At 39.3% G+C, this 18,303-nt stretch carries 17 protein-coding genes and 3 tRNA genes; 5 read left to right on the top strand and 15 right to left on the bottom strand.

The window, feature by feature from the left end; all coding sequences use genetic code 11:
* Positions 1–4 precede the first annotated feature (4 nt).
* The 5 genes from AC106S_RS14395 to AC106S_RS14415 form a co-directional block, all read right to left on the bottom strand.
* Positions 5–346, bottom strand: coding sequence for a YrhB domain-containing protein (locus AC106S_RS14395; protein ID WP_482440053.1), 342 nt, complete (start codon positions 344–346; stop codon positions 5–7).
* Between the two features lie 24 nt (positions 347–370).
* A complete protein-coding gene (locus tag AC106S_RS14400) occupies positions 371–736 on the bottom strand; it encodes a YrhB domain-containing protein (RefSeq protein WP_482440055.1) in 366 nt (121 codons plus the stop codon).
* A gap of 300 nt (positions 737–1,036) precedes the next feature.
* Positions 1,037–1,120: transfer RNA gene (locus tag AC106S_RS14405), tRNA-Leu, on the bottom strand.
* A gap of 6 nt (positions 1,121–1,126) precedes the next feature.
* Positions 1,127–1,202, bottom strand: a tRNA-Gly gene (locus AC106S_RS14410).
* Between the two features lie 4 nt (positions 1,203–1,206).
* Positions 1,207–1,288, bottom strand: a tRNA-Leu gene (locus AC106S_RS14415).
* A gap of 182 nt (positions 1,289–1,470) precedes the next feature.
* Here AC106S_RS14415 and AC106S_RS14420 point away from each other — a divergent pair.
* Genes AC106S_RS14420 through AC106S_RS14430 form a run of 3 tightly spaced genes read left to right on the top strand, consistent with a single transcriptional unit; the run spans position 1,471 to position 3,431 of the window.
* Positions 1,471–1,848 carry a DUF3127 domain-containing protein gene (locus AC106S_RS14420; protein ID WP_153396736.1) on the top strand — a complete coding sequence of 126 codons (378 nt, stop codon included), beginning with the start codon at positions 1,471–1,473 and terminating at the stop codon, positions 1,846–1,848.
* A gap of 58 nt (positions 1,849–1,906) precedes the next feature.
* A complete protein-coding gene (gene aat / locus AC106S_RS14425) occupies positions 1,907–2,560 on the top strand; it encodes a leucyl/phenylalanyl-tRNA--protein transferase (protein ID WP_482440057.1) in 654 nt (217 codons plus the stop codon).
* Positions 2,547–3,431 (top strand): DMT family transporter, encoded by an 885-nt coding sequence (locus AC106S_RS14430; RefSeq protein ID WP_482440059.1) that lies wholly within the window; start codon positions 2,547–2,549, stop codon positions 3,429–3,431. The genes aat and AC106S_RS14430 overlap by 14 nt, the downstream gene beginning before the upstream one ends.
* 272 nt (positions 3,432–3,703) lie before the next feature.
* Here AC106S_RS14430 and AC106S_RS14435 read toward each other — a convergent pair whose 3' ends face one another.
* The 8 genes from AC106S_RS14435 to AC106S_RS14470 form a co-directional block, all read right to left on the bottom strand.
* Complete coding sequence (locus AC106S_RS14435; protein ID WP_482440061.1) at positions 3,704–5,086, bottom strand: tetratricopeptide repeat protein; 1,383 nt, start codon at positions 5,084–5,086, stop codon at positions 3,704–3,706.
* Between the two features lie 354 nt (positions 5,087–5,440).
* Positions 5,441–6,409 (bottom strand): quinone oxidoreductase family protein, encoded by a 969-nt coding sequence (locus tag AC106S_RS14440; RefSeq protein WP_482440063.1) that lies wholly within the window; start codon positions 6,407–6,409, stop codon positions 5,441–5,443.
* Positions 6,410–6,585: 176 nt separating this feature from the next.
* Positions 6,586–7,161, bottom strand: a complete 576-nt coding sequence (locus AC106S_RS14445) for a Crp/Fnr family transcriptional regulator (protein ID WP_482440064.1) — start codon at positions 7,159–7,161, stop codon at positions 6,586–6,588.
* Between the two features lie 55 nt (positions 7,162–7,216).
* The gene (gene glmM / locus AC106S_RS14450) at positions 7,217–8,599 is read right to left on the bottom strand and encodes a phosphoglucosamine mutase (protein ID WP_482440066.1); all 1,383 of its coding nucleotides are present in this window, start codon (positions 8,597–8,599) and stop codon (positions 7,217–7,219) included.
* A gap of 72 nt (positions 8,600–8,671) precedes the next feature.
* Positions 8,672–9,691, bottom strand: coding sequence for a DUF4421 family protein (locus AC106S_RS14455; protein ID WP_482440068.1), 1,020 nt, complete (start codon positions 9,689–9,691; stop codon positions 8,672–8,674).
* 220 nt (positions 9,692–9,911) lie between these two features.
* On the bottom strand, positions 9,912–11,945 hold the full coding sequence (gene feoB / locus AC106S_RS14460) for a ferrous iron transport protein B (protein ID WP_482440069.1): 2,034 nt from the start codon (positions 11,943–11,945) through the stop codon (positions 9,912–9,914).
* Positions 11,945–12,199 carry a FeoA family protein gene (locus AC106S_RS14465; protein WP_482440071.1) on the bottom strand — a complete coding sequence of 85 codons (255 nt, stop codon included), beginning with the start codon at positions 12,197–12,199 and terminating at the stop codon, positions 11,945–11,947. Before AC106S_RS14465 ends, feoB begins: the two co-directional genes overlap by 1 nt.
* A gap of 136 nt (positions 12,200–12,335) precedes the next feature.
* Positions 12,336–13,235: a GLPGLI family protein gene (locus AC106S_RS14470; RefSeq protein WP_482440072.1), complete on the bottom strand. Its 900-nt coding sequence runs from the start codon at positions 13,233–13,235 to the stop codon at positions 12,336–12,338.
* Between the two features lie 336 nt (positions 13,236–13,571).
* Here AC106S_RS14470 and AC106S_RS14475 point away from each other — a divergent pair, with 336 nt between their 5' ends.
* A complete protein-coding gene (locus tag AC106S_RS14475) occupies positions 13,572–14,069 on the top strand; it encodes a DinB family protein (protein ID WP_482440074.1) in 498 nt (165 codons plus the stop codon).
* Between the two features lie 62 nt (positions 14,070–14,131).
* Here the strand turns inward: AC106S_RS14475 and AC106S_RS14480 are convergent, their stop codons facing one another.
* Positions 14,132–16,882: a hypothetical protein gene (locus tag AC106S_RS14480; protein WP_482440075.1), complete on the bottom strand. Its 2,751-nt coding sequence runs from the start codon at positions 16,880–16,882 to the stop codon at positions 14,132–14,134.
* 205 nt (positions 16,883–17,087) lie between these two features.
* Between AC106S_RS14480 and AC106S_RS14485 the strand changes: the two genes are divergently transcribed.
* A complete protein-coding gene (locus AC106S_RS14485; protein WP_482440076.1) occupies positions 17,088–17,444 on the top strand; it encodes a helix-turn-helix domain-containing protein in 357 nt (118 codons plus the stop codon).
* A gap of 79 nt (positions 17,445–17,523) precedes the next feature.
* On the opposite strand, the gene AC106S_RS14490 is transcribed toward AC106S_RS14485, so the two are convergent.
* Positions 17,524–18,282: a GLPGLI family protein gene (locus AC106S_RS14490; protein ID WP_482440077.1), complete on the bottom strand. Its 759-nt coding sequence runs from the start codon at positions 18,280–18,282 to the stop codon at positions 17,524–17,526.
* Positions 18,283–18,303: the final 21 nt, after the last annotated feature.

Genomic DNA, 18,303 nt, shown 5'->3' on the forward strand with positions numbered 1-18,303 from the left:
ACAGTTATTTGTAATCAAACCGGTCTTCATCCGGGTACCAATAAGTATTTAAAGCTGAAGTGAAAGTACCATTTTCATAGGCTTCCAAATAATCTTCTAAACTGCCTGATGTACCAAAGCCAACCACCCTGCCTGTTTCTTTTTCAACTAAGAAAGGAGCATTGCCTACCAATGACTTATTAAAATTTCCTGTCAAAAGGTATTCTTTAGAATTATAATGGTAAATGTTACCATAAGATTTTTTAATAATATCATCTATAACTACTTCAATTTCACTCCCTCCAAATTCTCCGCGTCTTTTTAAATAACGCTCTGCTATTGATAGCATTTCTTTGTCTGTTAGCATAACTTATTCAGGCTAAATCTAAAATTATTTATAATCAAACCTATCTTCGTCAGGATACCAATAACGAGTTAGACATAGTCCTAAAGTACCCTCTTCATAAGATTTTATATAATCTTCTAAACTGCCTGATGTACCAAAGCCAACCACCCTGCCTGTTTCTTTTTCAACTAAGAAAGGAGCATTGCCTACCAATGACTTATTAAAATTTCCTGTCAAAAGGTATTCTTTAGAATTATAATGGTAAATGTTACCATAAGATTTTTTAATAATATCATCTATAACTACTTCAATTTCACTCCCTCCAAATTCCCCTCTCTTTTTTAAATAACGCTCTGCTATTTGTAACATTTCTTTGTCTGTTAACATAATACTTTTTTCTTTTGTAAACATACACTATTAACACTCTCTTTGGATAAAAAGTCCATACTTTCTATCCAAATATAACAGATTTTCTTGTTTGACCATTCAATAAATATAATTTTTCGGTTTTACATCTACGAGTTATGCTGAGGTTATTTTTCGGAAGGGAATATAGTAGGAAACTAATTCTAAAAAATTCTAATGGTAAAAACTGTCAAACAGAAGCCCGGGAGAGGTGCCACCGCGTGTACAGTTTTTCAATTTTATCCGTTTTCAGGTAATTTTGAACATAAAAAAACCCTCTGTCACCGAAGTTACAGAGGGTTTTAGTACCCCGGGCGGGACTTGAACCCGCACGCCAAAAGAGGCACAGGATTTTAAGTCCTGCGTGTCTACCAGTTCCACCACCAGGGCATGGTGTGGAGCGAAAAACGGGATTCGAACCCGCGACCCCAACCTTGGCAAGGTTGTGCTCTACCAGCTGAGCTATTTTCGCATAGTGCGGATGAAGGGACTCGAACCCCCACGCCTCACGGCACCAGATCCTAAGTCTGGCGTGGCTACCAATTACACCACATCCGCAGTTGCTTTTTTAATATATTTAAATTTAAAGAGCTTGTTTCGTTTTTGTGAGTGCAAATATAGGGCATTTTCCTTTACCTCCAAACTTTTCAGGAAAAAAAATTAAAATTTTTACATTTTTTTCCCGTGGGACCTGATATTACATTTCATTTTCTTACTTTTACAACGTTAATAATTACAATATGGAATTACAAGGAACGGTAAAGAAACTTTTTGATGCTCAGACTTTTGCGAGCGGTTTCCAAAAGAGAGAAATGGTTATTTTAACCCAGGAACAGTATCCACAGCCGATAAACATAGAATTTTTGTCTGATAAGATCAGCTTATTGGATAATCTTAAAGAAGGTGAAAATGTAAAGGTAGGAATCAACATCAGAGGTAGAGAATGGGTTTCTCCACAGGGTGAAACGAAATACTTCAACTCTATTACAGGATGGAGAGTAGAAAAAGTATTTGATAATGCTTCTGAACCTACTCAGGCTGCTCCGTCTCAATCGGCTTCCCCGGTATCCAACGAAAATCCTTTTGCCGGAGACGACGATGACGATTTGCCATTTTAATTAAAAAACAAAGATCTAATATAAATCCTGCTTTTCTGAAGTGGGATTTTTTTCAACAATGTTCCGACTAGACGAAAACGAAATTTCTTTCCCCGATCCTGAAGTTTATGACGGGCATGAAGGAGTGATTGCTATTGGCGGAGATCTGTCCATAGAACGGGTTTGGTTTGCCTATCAGCTGGGTATTTTTCCCTGGTATAATCCTGATGAAGAAATTCTATGGTGGTGCCCGGACCCAAGATTTGTCCTGTTTCCTGATGAGATAAAAGTATCGAAATCGATGCGGAAAATACTGAACCGCAATGTTTTTACCTTTTCAGAAAACCGGGATTTCAGAGGAGTAATCCGAAACTGCCAGCAGATCAGCAGAAAAGAGCAGACCGGAACCTGGCTTTCGGATGAGATGATGGAAACTTTTATCAGGCTGCATGAATACGGTCTTGCCAAAAGTATCGAAGTATGGCAGAACGGTGAGCTTGTCGGTGGATTTTACGGGCTTCAGATCGGAAACGTATTCTGTGGCGAGAGCATGTTTGCTAAGGTAAGCAACGCCTCAAAAGCAGGCTTCATTCATTTTGCAGAGAGCCATAAAGAGACGATTGATCTCATTGACTGCCAGTCGCATACCGATCATCTGGAAAGCTTAGGTGCCAGAATGATCCCTAAAAAGGAATTTTTAAAAATTTTACACGAAAATAATGAACGCGGATAGAGAAAAATGGATTCTTCTGATAGTGCTAACTGTGATCTGGGGATCATCATTTATTTTAATAAAAAAATCCCTGGAACATTTCAGCCCGTATCAGGTAGGGGCGCTCAGGGTTCTTATCGCAGGAATTATCCTGATGCCGATTGCCATTTCAAAATATAAGCTTTTTCCGAAAAAACATCTGAAATGGCTGATCCTGGCGGCATTTACCGGAAATTTTATTCCCATGTTCCTCTTCCCGATCGCAGAAACGGAAGTAAGCAGCAGTATTGCGGGAATCATCAACTCTATGATGCCGATCTTCGTGATTATTGTAGGCGCGCTGGTCTGGAAATTTGAAACGACAAAACAGCAGATCACAGGAACGCTGATCAGCTTTACAGGAGTATGTCTGCTGGCATTTGGCGGAGGAGACGGTGAAGGCGGAACATTCAAGCTTTTTCCGATCCTGCTCCTGTTATTGGCCACCCTGTGCTATGCGATGAGTACAACCACGGTAAAATCTAAGCTGATGGAGGTCTCCTCCACTGTTCTGTCCGCATTTGTATTTTCATTTGTTTTATTTTTTCCTTCGGTAATCGCTTTAACGTTTACAGGCTTCTTTTCTACCTTCAGTTTTACGGAGGACAACATGCTCGGGCTGATGTTTGTAAGCCTGCTGTCGGTATTCGGAACCGGACTGGCCATGATGATGAATTACAGGCTGCTGAAAGTATCCACTCCGCTTTTCGCGTCTACTGTAACGCTGCTGATGCCTATTGTAGCGATTGTCTGGGGTTTTCTGGACGGTGACAGGCTATCCTTGATGCAGTTTGCAGGAGCTGCGATCATTATTGCCGGACTTATCTTTTTAAGGTCAAAACCTAAGAAATAAGAAAGCCGGAAGAGGGAAAGCTGAAGTTATTTTTTCGCCCCGTATCTTATAGATTTGTTTCAAAAGTTAGGAGAATATTTTTTTATTTATCGCAATGATAAACGAAGATGAATAACAGCAAAGTGTTTTTAAGATAAACAAGGCCGCTTCGCTTATTTTAAAATAACAATCTTTATATACTTTACTAAGACTAATCCATATATTCTATCTTCCATTCAAAATAAAAAGCCTGAAGGGTATTCCTCCAGGCTTTGGTATTCATTGATTTCTTCCTATGAATTTTTCTTTTTCAGCTTGGTTCTGGCTTTCTTTACCTCATCTTTGATGTATGGATATTTTTTCTGCATATCCTGTACAAGAGAAGGATCCAGGCTCAGTGCCTTCTGAAGCGATTCTGCACCTTTTTCCGAATTTTTAAGATTAAAGTAACAGTTGCTCAGCTGATAATAAAGTTCTGCTCTGTTATGGGCCATTACAGCTCTGTTCAGAATGGTTACCGCTTCCTCGTATTCTCCCAGAAGCATTAATACTTCCGAATAGGCATACCAGTTATAAAACCTTGTAGGTTCAGCGTCTACCAGCTTTTTAAGGCAATAAAGGCTTTCTTCAAATTTTCCTGAATCGATGAACAGAAAGGCCAGTCTTTTCTGATAGTCAAGATTGTTTTCGTTCAGCATGGTAGCTTCTTTCGCAAAATGCAGTGCTTCGGACATTCCTCCCATTTCTTCATACAGATAAGACTGCTCCATCATCGCGAGATAGAACTGAGGATCTTCTCTCAGCGATTTCTGAAACGAATTAAGGGCCAGAATAGGCTGTTTCTGTGCCTTGTAGCACAATCCTATTTTGTAGAATGTGAAAGCTTTGGTATATTCCAGCTCAAGCATTTCCTCATAAACCTCCACGGCTTTGTGATACTGTCCCAGAGCTTCATAGCAGGCCGCTTTGTTGGCATATACCCCAACAGAACTTGAATTGATGGCCAGCAGGTAATCATACCCTTTAATGGCTTCATCATAGTTTTTACGGTTGAAATAGAACTGTCCGTACTCGAACCATGCGGTTTCAGAGTAGGAAAATTCATCTAAATATTCATTTAGGAAGGCAATAGCCTCCTCGCTCTTATTCAGGTCGCTGAAGCAGATCATACAGTTTTCGAGCGAATATTCATCCGCAGGATCTTCTTTCAGTGCTTTTCTGTAATGCTTAAGAGCGTTAAAGGGATCTCCTAAGTTCACATATTCATCCGCAATAAAGTTGTGAAGGAAGTTTTCTTCTTCTTTCAGTTCTAAAGCTTTTTTGCAGATTTCAATGGATTTTCTGGGATTTCCCAGGTTCGAATAATACTTGGCATAGCAGACCATAAAGTCTGTATTTTCCATCGAAGAGCCTTTCAGCTCGTCAATAAGATCTTTTGCCGTATTATAATCTTCCCATTCCAGAAGAATTTCAAGTCTTTTGATCTTGATGTCTAATGAATTGGGGTGAAGCTTAAGGCCATAGTTAACAGCATTGTCTGCGTAGTTAAAATCTCCCAGCTCCAGGTAATAAACAATAATGTCTTCCAGCTCCTCGGTATCGAAGTAGAATTCATCATTATTTTCCATCATTTCCTCGAACTTTTTTACCAGTTCATTTCCAAAATACTCTTCCAATAGTGTCTTCTTTGTCGGCCTGATGTCTGAATATGCTTGCAGACCTCGGCAAACCCTGTTTTAATTAATAATACAAAACTTCTGAAACTGAATTTCAAATGTTTATGCAAAGTTGCAACTTTTTTTTGAATTACCTGTTTCATTAATTTCTATTTTAAAGATAGCAAAAAAAGAAAACAATACGAAAGGATTGTGGATAAAAAAAGGAAATTATGGATAAGAAGGGAAGACGGGAGCAGGAAGAGGGAAGTTATTGAGGTCTGAAGTACTGCAGGAATTCCTTTAAACCAATATGAATAAGACTATTATTATTGGTTTAAAAACAGAGTCTTCTCTCTTCCGGCTTCCAGCCTTTTAAATGGTAATAACCAGCCTTTTTCCGCCCGGAATTTCTTTATTCCAGACTGTTTCTATGTCTTTTATCTCTGCGGTTTCGGTATCGATCTTAATTTTTCCATCTGCTGCTGCCCGGAACATTTCCGGGATGATCTCCGAGAATAAAAGCTTTGATTCTTCGGGAGTCCAGCTTCCCAGTCCAGATCCGGAGATCTGAATATCTGTTCCCCTCAGGATCTGTGAAGACAGCTGAATGGTATCGCCGCTCATTCCTCCTACCGAAATCAGTTTTGTTTTATGCGAGAATGTTCCGTTCCCTTTCAGGGCTGTCAGGATCATTTCCACAGAATGTCCCCAGATGTAATCTAAGACAACGTCAATGGGAGTTTCACTGTGAAGTTCTTTTATTTTTCTTTTGAAATCATCATCCTGTAATTTTAAAGAAACGGTTTCATCCGCGCCCAGACTTAGGAGGGACTGTAATGATTCTTCATTTCTTCCGGTCACGATAATTTTCCCGGCTCCGTACAGTTTCGCGATCTGGACGGCTATTTTCCCGGTTACTCCGGTTGCCCCGTTGATCAGGATGGTATGTCCCGGCTTCATTCCCCCTTTGAATTTCAGCCCCATAGCCGAGCCCATCACAGCATTGGGAAGAGCGGCCGCAGTGGTAAAATCCAATGTTTCAGGCACCGGAACAATAAAGTCTTTATCGGCCACTGCTATTTCAGCTACGGTTCCTTTTTTGCTGAAAAAATATACTTTCCGGCCGTTTTCCAGGTATCCGGCACCGTCTGTTCCTATGATTCTTGGCTGATGCGGTTCACTGCTTACGGAATAATGGTTTCCTCCGGCTATGGCACGGTCAAGGTTTTTAACAGAGGCTGCTTTTACCGTTACCGGAATCCCGTTTTCCGTTATTTCAGGTTCAGGAAAATCGGCATATTGGGGAATGCTTCCTTTTTCAAATACGACTGCTGCTTTCATTTTGTTTGATTTTTATGCAAAATTAGCTTTGGCGGATGTCTGCGTGCAATAACATTTGTTATCAGTTTCAGGAGTGAAAAGGGAAGTTTATTATTGTTCGGATATAACTTGACGGGGTTCAATCAAAATTACAGGGCAGAATAGTATTTTTAGGGAATATTCCGCTTCCGGCACCACTACTTTTCTTTCAGAATCGCACTTTTTATCCGGCTCAGATGTACGGTGGTAATTCCTAAATAGGACGCGATATAGTGCTGGGGAATCCTCCGGATGATTTCGGGGCGTTCTCTGGCCAGATTGAGGTATCTCTGTTTCGGGGTATCTTTAATGAAGGAGAAAAAGTGTTTCATATAATCAAAAACCCTTTCAAACAGGGAATCCATGAACATATTCCTGAGTTCTCTGTCTTCATATACTTCTTCCAGAACGGTATCTGCATCCGCTTTACTGATTTCCCATAAAATACAGGGTTCTATGGTTTCAAAAGAGACCATGCCGGGCAGTCCTTTTCTGAAGCTTTCCAGGGAAGAAAACATGGTATTTTCCATAAAGAACTGGAAGGTTACATCTTTTCCGTCATTATTATACCAGGCTCTCACCACTCCTTTTTCTATATAGTAGGCATGTTCTGATATTTCACCTTCCTGTAAAAGCAGGGTTTTGGCCGGAACTTCCATCCGCCGGAAACAGCGGAGAAATTTCCTCCATTTTTCTTTCGGAAAGAGAAACCGGTCCTGTATATGCTCAAACATGGAAATATCAAGAAAAAAGAACGAAACTTTTCCTGTTCCGTTCTTCTTTATTTTTTTAGATTAAACTTTTAATTTTAGCGATAATGGCATCTCCCAGCTGATCTGCTTCTTCCTGGGATTGGGCTTCGGTATAGATTCTGATGATAGGCTCCGTATTCGATTTTCTGAGGTGAACCCAGTTGTTTTCAAAGTCTATTTTCACACCGTCTACGGTAGAAACCTCTTCATTCTGATATTCTTTCTCCATTTTGGAAAGAATGTCGTCTACATTAATTTCCGGGGTAAGCTCGATCTTCTTTTTGCCCATAAAATAACCTGGATAGCCTGCTCTTAATTCTGAAACCGTTTTGTTTTCTTTTGCCAGATGCGTTAAAAATAAGGCAACACCTACCAAAGAGTCTCTTCCGTAGTGAAGGTCAGGATAAATAATCCCTCCGTTTCCTTCGCCTCCGATTACTGCATTTTTTTCTTTCATTAAAGTCACAACATTCACTTCTCCCACGGCACTGGCAAAGTATTCTGAATCATGGCTCCGGGCTACGTCTCTCAGTGCACGGCTTGAAGAAAGGTTGGAGACTGCGGCTCCTTTTTTATGTTTCAGAAGATAATCGGCAACAGCGACCAGGGTATATTCTTCTCCGAACATCTCTCCTTTTTCATCAATCAGTGCTAATCGGTCTACATCCGGATCCACCACGATCCCCAAATCTGCGTTTTCTTTTTTCACCAGTTCGCAGATGTCTCCTAAATGCTCTTTTAAAGGTTCAGGATTGTGTGGAAAGTGTCCTGTCGGCTCGCAGTATAATTTAACGGTTTCGCAGCCTAATTTATCCAGCAACATCGGAATGGCGATTCCTCCCGTAGAATTCACGGCATCCAGAACCACTTTAAAGTTTTTGGCTTTAATGGCTTCCGCATCTACCATCGGAAGATCAAGGATCTGCCGGATATGAATATCAAAAGCATCGTCTCTGGTTTCATATTTGCCTAAATTATCTACTTCTGCATAGTTGAAATCTTCGCTTTCAGCCAGGGCAAGCACTTCTGCTCCGTTTTCACCACTGATGAACTCTCCTTTACCGTTTAACAGCTTCAGGGCATTCCACTGTTTCGGATTGTGGGAAGCGGTAAGGATAATTCCCCCGTCCGCATTCAGCTCGGGAACCATTATTTCTACCGTAGGTGTCGTAGAAAGTCCCAGATCTACTACATTTATTCCTAGTCCCTGTAATGTAGCAGTAACCAGAGAGGAAACCATCTGTCCTGAAATTCTGGCGTCTCTTCCTATAACAAGGGTTAAATCTTTTTTATTTTTATTATTCTGAAGCCAGGTTCCGAATGCGGAAGCGAATTTTACGACATCCAGAGGAGTCAGGTTATCATTCACTCTTCCACCGATTGTCCCTCTGATTCCTGAAATAGATTTTATTAATGACATTCTGCTTGATTATTTTTTTAGTTGTTATTGTGTTTATTTTTTCTGAACAAAGATACTTAAAAGACTTATAACTTATAAAACCGGGATCTTTTTCTGTACGGCATCATAGGTGTTTTTTACAGCTCTTGGCGGTGCAAAACGGTAACCGATGTACAGCAGTCCGTACATTGAATTGCTCTGTACTGTCTGGTTTTCTTTTTCTTCATAAGCCTGCGCATTGATATTGAACTTACCACCAAACAAAAACCGGTCCGTATTGTAACCGATATGTAATCCTGTGGAAAATCTTACCGTCATGTACTGGGTGTTTTCCTTAACCGGCGTTCCATCCCTCCCGTAGCTTCGGCTGTTGGAGAACATCCCGCCGAGACCGAATGAAACATGAGGAGAAACGTTTATTTTTTTACTGATGATCCAGTTATAAAAGTATCCCATGCTCGCCCCGATGTTATATTGGTATTCTTTGGATTTCTGCCCGTCTATCACATCTCTGAAAACGGACAGGTCATAATCTACAATCGGTACCCAGCTTCCCCGGCTCACGCTCTGCCATTCCCCCTGTGTATAGGTGCTTTTCAGGGAAAAATCTTTCTTAAGGACATAGGCTGTGGATCCTCCGAAGCTCTGCACCCTCAGATCGGGAAATTTAAGATACGGATCTCTTCCTTCCTGCCATCCCGGGTACAGATCTTTCATATTTTCTATATAAAATCCTTTTACATTTTTATAATAGACGGTCTGAATGAATCTTTTCGGAAAAAACCTGAACCTGATATCGGTATAGGAGCTTCTTCCTTTTATATCGTCATCGCTGTTTCCGGGGAGAAAGTTGGGAGCAAATGAAATGGTGGCACTTATAATCCGGTAATCCAGAGACAAAGAAGCCCTGGTTTTGTTATTGATTGAAAGAGAGGTTTCTTTTGCCTTATCTTCAGGTCCTTCGGTAAAAATATACTTCTCAATATTGGTATCAAAGTTTACGCGAACCATTACCTGGTCTGCGTATGATTTAATCGTGGTGGTATCAGTCTGGGCATTCGCCAGTGTTACTGCGAAAGAAAATAGGAATGCAGATCCTGCTTTTAAGTTCAAAATTGAAACGGTTTTAGTTTAAAAACCGAAAATTACTACATTTTTTTCAATTTGAATTTAAAATCATATTAAGAACATCCGCAGTCTTTATCGCAGTTTGTTCTTTTGGAGCTGAATTTTTTCGGTGCAAAGTTCTTTCTGAGAACCTTAAATAAGGAGTAACAGGCAAATGCAACGATCAATGCCACGATTACGTACTGAAAAATCAATGAGGTGTCCATTATTTTAAAATCTGATATACTATCATCGACACAAAATATGCCAAACCTGTCATCATCGCTACCTGAAAGCCGGTCCATTTCCAGCTTCTGGTCTCTCTGTAAACCGCTGCAAGTGTGGAAACACACTGCATTGCAAATGCGTAAAATAAAAGTACTGAAACCCCTGTGGCAAAACTGAAAACTTTCTCTCCGTCGGGTTTTACGTCTCTTCTCATCTTATCGATCACTTTCACTTCAGGAGCATCTTCTTCCAGGCTGTACAGGGTAGACATTGTTCCTACGAATACTTCTCTCGCCACAAAGCTTGTAAGAATTCCCACTCCCATTTTCCAGTCGTAGCCCAGCGGCTCAATAAGCGGTTCAATGCTTTTTCCCATTCTTGCCAGATAAGAGTGATCCAGTTCAACGTTTGTCGCCACCATTTCTTCCGGTTTCTGTTTCGGGCCAAAATAGCTCAGTACCCAGATGATGATGCTGACGATGAAGATAATCTTTCCCGCTCCTGTGATGAAGTCCCATACTTTTCCCAGCACCATTTTAAGATCGTATCCGAAAAGCGGCTTTTTATAGGCAGGAAGATCCATTACAAGATAGGTTTTCCCTTTATTTTTAATGAAGCGTTTAAGAATTGCCGCGGAAAATAACGCCACAAGGAATCCTAAAAGATACATTCCCATGAGTACAAGGGCTTTGTATTTGATTCCCAGGAATGTTCCCTCTGAAATGATCAGGCCGATGATGATACTGTACACCGGAAGCCTGGCGGAACAGGTCATAAAAGGGGTAACCAGAATCGTCAGAAGTCTTTCTTTCACGTTCTCGATATTCCTGGTTGAAATAACGGCCGGAATGGCGCAGGCTGTTCCTGAAACCAATGGTACGATACTTTTACCGTTCAGTCCGAACGGGCGCAGCAGGCGGTCCATCAGGAATACTACTCTGGCCATATATCCTGAATCTTCCAGAAGGTAAAGGAAATATAATAAAATCCCGATCTGCGGGGCAAAAACCACAATTCCTCCGATTCCCGGAATAATACCGTTGGAGACCAGTGAATTGACGGGCCCTTCCGGCAGGTGTTCTCCTGTGAAGGCGGAAAGCCATGAGAACAGATCTTCAATCCAGGTCATCGGGTATTCTGCCAGGAAGAATACACTCTGGAAGATAATCAGTAAAATGCCCAGGAAAACGATATAGCCCCAGAACGGATGGACAAGAATCTTATCCAGTTTTTCGGTAAGCAGTTCTTTAAACTGTGGTTTTTTAGAGATAACGTCGGCAAGGACTTTATCAACATTCTGATATCTCCTTACCGTCTCCTGAACCTGCAGTCTTTTAGGAACCAGACTTTTAGTATCCACTTCATTCATCAGATCCTTTACAGAATCTATTTTTCCCAGATCAGTTCCTGAGGACAGGCTGATCCAGGCTTTATATTCATTGTCGAAGCCTTTGTGAGCTGCAATTTTCCGAACAAAATCTTTATGCTCAGCAGGGGTTTCAAAAGAGATATTTTCCGTTTTGGCAAAATCATTGTTTAAAACGGCTTCCCTGATCTCATCTATTCCCAGCTGTTCTTTGGCATTGGTCTGAATGATCTTAATTCCCAGAGCTTCTGAAAATTTCTGAATATCAATGGAAATTCCTCTTCTTTCAGCCTGATCGATCTGGTTAACCACCAGAATCATAGGAATGCCTAAATCCTGGATCTGCTGGAATAAAAGCAATCCTCTTTTCAGGCTTAATGCTTCAAGAATATAGATGACTCCGGCATAGTTTTCCTGCTCATCGATCAGAAATTTGGAAAAAATAGCTTCATCCTCTGAGCTTGGATATATACTGTACGAACCCGGCAGATCGACTACTTCAATTCCTTCATTTTTATAGGTATAATGCCCCGAATGGCTTGCCACTGTAACGCCTGCGTAGTTTCCTGTTTTCTGCTTTTTATTGCAGAGTGCATTGAAAACGGTAGATTTTCCTACGTTGGGATTTCCTACTAAAAGGACCTGTTTTTTTTTGTTTGCCTGCATTAATTCAATTCTTCAACAATGATATACTCTCCTTCTTCTTCACGAAGGGCAATACGGCTTTTTTCTTCTCCAAATTCCACATACATGGGACCATTAAACGGCGCCTGATACAATATCCTGAAAACGGTTTCCGGCAGAAGTCCCATTTCAATGATCTTGTTGGGCATTTTCAGGTCGTCATTATCATAACCCAATATCTTTCCCATTTTATTTTTAGGAAATCCGCTTAATTTATGTAATTCCTTCTCTTTCAAAGCCTGCAAATTTTAGTAATTGCAAATATACGTTATTTAAATTTAATCTAAATAACGATCTGCCATGAAAGAAATCAACCCAAATACATTGCTGTACCTGGGTTGATTCAAAATATAATTTAGTTGATATGAATGCTTATTTTTTCTTTTTATCAGAAGGCTGTTCTTTTTCAATCGGGTTGTTGTTTGATCCGAAGAAATCTTTCACCTGCTTTTCCATACGTTTCATAAAGTCTCCCACGGTACCATCTGTTCCCGGCATAGGTCTGCTCATATTCTCAGGGGTCATGTATGGACGGGATTCTGCAAAGGGATCCGCCTTGTATCCTTCATATGATTTTTGAAACTTTTCTTTTGTTGTAGGAGTTATTGTGTTGCTCATCATTCCTAATTTGGCATTGATCTTATCTGCATAAGACAATTCTTCATAGCCTTCTATTTTTTTGTTTCCGCTCAGCTTCCAGGAATAGTTTTTCTCTTCGTCTTCTATTTTTACGATAAGACCGGGAAGCCCGTAGAATTTATATGGTCCGTCCTGAAAAGGAATATCAGAGCTGAACCAGGCAGTCCATTTTCTTCCTCCAAAATCTGTTGTTGCTTTTTGGGTATTGTATTCTCCTATTTTTTGTTTTTCGGGCAGGATATTCCAATTGAATTTAACATTATCATCATAGCCAAAAAGATTTCTGCTGATTCTATCCACATATTGCTCTTTCATTTCCGGATATGTTTTAATGATCTTATAGGAAAATTTAGGCCATTTTATCATTTTAGACATATCTTTAAATGTCTTTGTTTTCTCCATTTCCTCTACCTGTATTTTTATAATAGAGTCCTGGGCCGGCATTGTATAGTCCTGATAAATTGATTTTTTCCCTGTAACATCCAATATGGTAATCACTTTATCCAGCCTGGCCGAATCTTTTTTAGGCTTAAAAGTGAGTTCATAAAAGAACCTGTTGGCTGTTTCTTTAGATTCCTGGGCTCCTGCAAAAGCGAAGAGAGCGACTAAGAATACAGAAAATAGCTTTTTCATTGTTGTGGCGTTTATCAATTAGTGCTTCAATGTTGAAATATGTTACAATTTTTTTTTAATTTTTTGTTTCAATTTATTTTATTCAACTGATTATCAGATACATTAAAATAACTTCTTGTTTTATATCTCCGGTTCACCATTAGAGGTCAAAATTAGAAGTATTCCAGGATTGGGGAGGAAGCTGAAAGAGGGAGGATGGAAGTTTTTATTATGTATGAGTTCAGCAGCGGCCTTATTCTGCTTTCTTATTCCACCCTATTTTTCATAATTATGATTTCGTTAAAACACTTTCAGCAATAAAAGTTTTATCTTTAACGGGCTTAAAAACAAAATATTATGGATACTTTATCACAACTTAGAGACGAGCTTGAAGCTGAGTACCACACCACCAGAAAGTTTATAGATGCATACCCGGACGGGAAGAATGATTATACTCCGCATGAGAAAAGCATGAAAATGCTGCCTCTGGCCACTCATATTGCAGAAATTTTTGAATGGCCGAATACGATGCTTAAAACTTCCGAACTGGATTTTGCCAGCGGTGATTTCCAGCCCAAGCATCTCTCCGGCAGAGAAGACCTTCTCAACACTCTTGATGAGAATTTTAAATCCGGAAAGGAGGCTCTTGAAAATGCTAAAGAAGATGATCTTAACGCTACCTGGGCATTGAAAAATAACGGACAGGAGCTGGCCAAATGGTCGAAATACAATTCTATCCGGCACGCCCTGAACCAGATTACCCATCACCGTGCACAATTGGGTGTTTATTACAGACTGAATGATATTCCCCTGCCGGGAAGCTACGGGCCATCAGCAGATCATCAAAGCTTTTAGAAATAAGCTCTATTGCTGATATAAAAGAAAAGAGACCGTCTTCATGACAGTCTCTTTTTCATTTATTTAAAATTGAATTTTACACTCAGCATTACCTGGCTTGGGCGAAGCTGTATCCTGGTGTACGAAACACTGTTCGTAATCTGATTGATGTTATACGTTTCAAATACTTTTCTGTTGGCAATATTCATCCATTTCAGTTCAAAGTCTATTTTTTTCTTAGACCATGCGAACTGGTAGGAAAGGTCATAAAAAGCATTGTTGTATTTCTTTTCACCATCTCCTGTATTCACCTGATCCCAGCTGAACCCGATGGTATGGTTTTCTACCGGATAGAAGTAAGCACCCAGATTATGATTAAAGCCTTCATTTACACCTAATCTTCCGCCACGGTCGTTCAGCCCTATGTTATCCTGTTTATTTCTGGAAAAACTAAGGTTATAATCTATACTCATCCAGCTGAAATAGGTATTATTCAGTTTGAATCCGTATGCCTGTGAGTTGTTTTTGCTCAGATACTGAGTTTCGTCAAGGAATGCGTCTGCTTTTGATAAAGTGTTGCTGTAACTTACCGACATATTGGTTTTGAATTTCGGGAAGTATTTTCCTATCTCAGCTCCGAACCTGGTGCTTTTTGCATGGTTTTCCTGTTCTTTATACCTCGTTAAGGTGAATCCCGTATTGATATCCAGGAATGGCGATGCAAGAAGGTTTCTTTTGCTGTCACTCATCGTGAAATTGATATTGAAGAATAAATTATTCAACGGATTCCTGTATTCAATTCTTGAGCCGGCACTTTTGGAAGTGGTCTGAGGAATCGGGTTATTAGGATCCATTACATTAAATCCTCCCGGGCTTAGAAGAGTGTATCCTGCATAGGCAGTTTTAACGTCCCCGAAGTTGTTACTGATATTACCGTTCAGGCTTGCTTTCCAGAAAGAAGCGAATGAATACTGCACAAAAGCATTAGGGGTAAAAGTTGTTTTGTTCAGAGATTTATGAACATTTCTAAGGTCATCTTCAGCTTTAATGGTATTAAAGTTCACCGGAAGATTGGCAAATAAAAGCCATGATTCAGATTTATAGTTGATTCCGAGTGATCCTGAAGGGTTGAATTCCGTAAATCTCAGATTATTTTCATATTCCGGGCCATCAAAAACCGGAGCGATATCTCCAGGAATATCCGGATTAGGAATAGCTGTTCCCATAAAATCCGTATTCAGCTTTTTGGATGAGAAATCAAGTCCTACCTGTGGGGTGAATGTCCATCCTTTTTTGGTAAAACTGATATTGGCAGAATGGGAAGTTTCCAATGTTTTAAGCCTCATACTCTGCATTACGGATGTACCAGGTGCAAAAATGATTGGTTTGATAGAGTCTACCACAGGGTTTCTGTATAATACCTGAAGGTAATTGGCAGGAGAAACCTCCAGGGTCTGTCTGTCATCCTGATAACTGATATAGGATTTAAAATTAACCATTTTTTCTTTCCACGGAATAATGGTACTTAACGAGTTCTGAAAAGAAGAAGTAGGGGATTCTACCGCCTGGTTTCCAAGTCTTCCCACTCTGGTCGCTACGGCGCGGTCACCATTCCAGAACTGGCTGAAGCTGGTTGTATTTTTAAAGAAGCCTTTTTTGGCATTTTTTGTAAAAATAAGTTCTCCTTTCAGTTTATCTGTATAGAAGTTATTTCTGGTGCTTGTTACTATTGTTGACATCGGCCTGTTGTCTCTCGGGCTGAATATTTCTTCCGTAACATCCTCTCTTTCTACGGCATTATTGGTATAGTTGGCATTAGCTTTCAGTTCCCACTCTTTCTTTTTATCAATATTGGTGAGATAGTTGGCGGAAAGATAATGTACACTGTTCATCAGGTATCTTTTTACCGGAAGATTCGGGGTGCTGGCATTTTCTACATTCAGCCAGTCATTCTGGGATGCGTTGATTCTTCTTCCTTCCCATGAGCTTCCGAATGCCAGGATATTTCCTTCATTTTCTACCTGCTCGCCCATATTATTGGTCTTATAGTTGACTACCCACTGGCTTTTCTGTCCGAAAAACATTGGGGTAAGCTTTACATTCCAAAGCCACGGATCTCCGAAACCGGAGCCTACTTCTCCTCTTCCCGTCATGGTCACGGAATTTTTCAGTTTGATATTGATGGCTGCCTGATCGGAAGGCACTTTATCCTGAAGTATTTTTACCGGCTGGTGATTTTCAAGGACTTCCACTTTCTGTACGGCATCTTTCGGCAGGGAGTTGTTGATGGTTCCGTATCCTCCTTCCATCAGGTCTTTACCGTTCACATAGAATTTATTGATGGCATTTCCCTGGTAAAGAATAGTTCCGTCTTTATTGACTTCAATACCCGGAATCTTTTTCATTACGTCGGCCAGTGTTCTGTCGTTCTGGTTGCTGAACGCTTTAAGATCATATGAAATGGTGTCTCCTCTTGCGGTGATCATCTTTGTTTTCAGCTGTACTTCTTTTATTTCTGTTGCTTCAGACTGCATTTTGAAATTCTGCGTCTGGTCGCTGTTACTGATCTGCTTAATCAGTGATTTCTGGTTGAACGCCTTTACTTTAAGGTCTACATTGGATTCTGAAGAAGTGAAAGTTACCTTATATTCTCCTTTAGAATTGGTGATCCCATATGCAAGAATAGCATCTTTGCCTGGCTCTTCCACCGTAACACTTGCACTGGGAATAGCCGTTCCGTCCTCATCTGTAATTTTTCCTGAAACTGTTCTCTGTGCCATGGCCAGCACGGTAAAGAAAAGCATCAGAAATAAAGAGATCTTTCTTTTCATAGTTTATTATTTGCCTAATTAGTTTATCGCCTGTGCTTTTTGTTACACTTTTTTAAAGATGTATTTTCAGGCTAAAGGTTAAATTGTTTTTTAAAACTATAAATCTAGTGATATTTTTTATTTCCTGGTTATTTTTTTGTAACTGAAATGGTGAAGGATAAATTTTGTATGTTTTTTTATTCTTTATATCGCTAAATGTATAAATTTGTATAAAACAACTTTTATTATGGGAGTAGGAACCAATCTTAAAAGATTAAGAAGCAAAACAAAACTTTCTCAGCAAGAAATTGCAGATATGCTTGGATTGGACAGGAATACATACACGAATTGGGAAAATGAGACCACGGATATCAAATCGCAGTATATTCCAAAGCTGGCTGAAATCTTTAAAGTCAGTATTCTTGATCTATTTGATAATGAAAGGAAATTAGAAATTTCAAATAATACTTTCGACAATAAGGATAATTCCGTAGGGTTGATTATTTTCAATATTTCTGATAAGGAAACCATAAACAGCTTCAATTCTAAACTTGAAGAACTCATTAATAGCCTGAAAAAATAATTTTAGCCACTAGAATTTACTTTATAGATTCTTTCTTCGTTATTTACTTACCTGATAATGAGTGACGTTAAAGCATTTTCTATTCAAAAGGTTTTAATTCTAGAGGATTATTGTACATTTTCTTCAATTTCTCCAAAAGGCCCTGCATATATTTATTTTGTTCTGCATCCATGTCAGGAAACCTTGCCATTGTAAATTCCATATTATATCTTGCTTTAAGATATTTGTCTTTAGGGAATTTTTTAAATTCCCCAAGATTAAAATTGAAATCGTCTGAATTCTTTTCAATTTTTGAAAGAGTAAAATGATAATCATTTCTGGTATCATAAAGTTCAAAAATTAATCCCGGAAGACCTGTAAACTTATATGGTCCCAAAGACTGAGAATAATCTTTAGAAAAATAAGCAATCCATCGTCTTCCATATTTGTTTGTTGCTGCCATCTGGCATTTGGAGCCATTGATTATTTTAATATCTCCATAAAGCACCCAACGTAAATCAACATTTTCCTCATATCTTGTTTTAGTATCTGCATTATTTATAAATACATTTGTAATTCCATCTTTTCTGATTAATCTTTCCTGAAAATAATCACTTATTGCCTTAGTATCAATCCCTTTAGATTCATATTGTCCGGTATCGTTCAAATAGTTCTGCCCTGCAGCAAAATAATAATCCTGGGAATTTCCTATCAAAACAAATTTTTGAGAATGCTGATATTTTTCTCCTAATTTTAAGTTGGCATCGTATTCGACTTTAATAGATGAGTTAAAATTAATTTTTTGGCTAAAGCCCATAATAAAGTTAATAAATATAACCAATGACAAAATTTTCTGCATAAGTATAAAATATTTTTACAA

It is taken from the genome of Chryseobacterium sp. FR054, assembly GCF_056844565.1.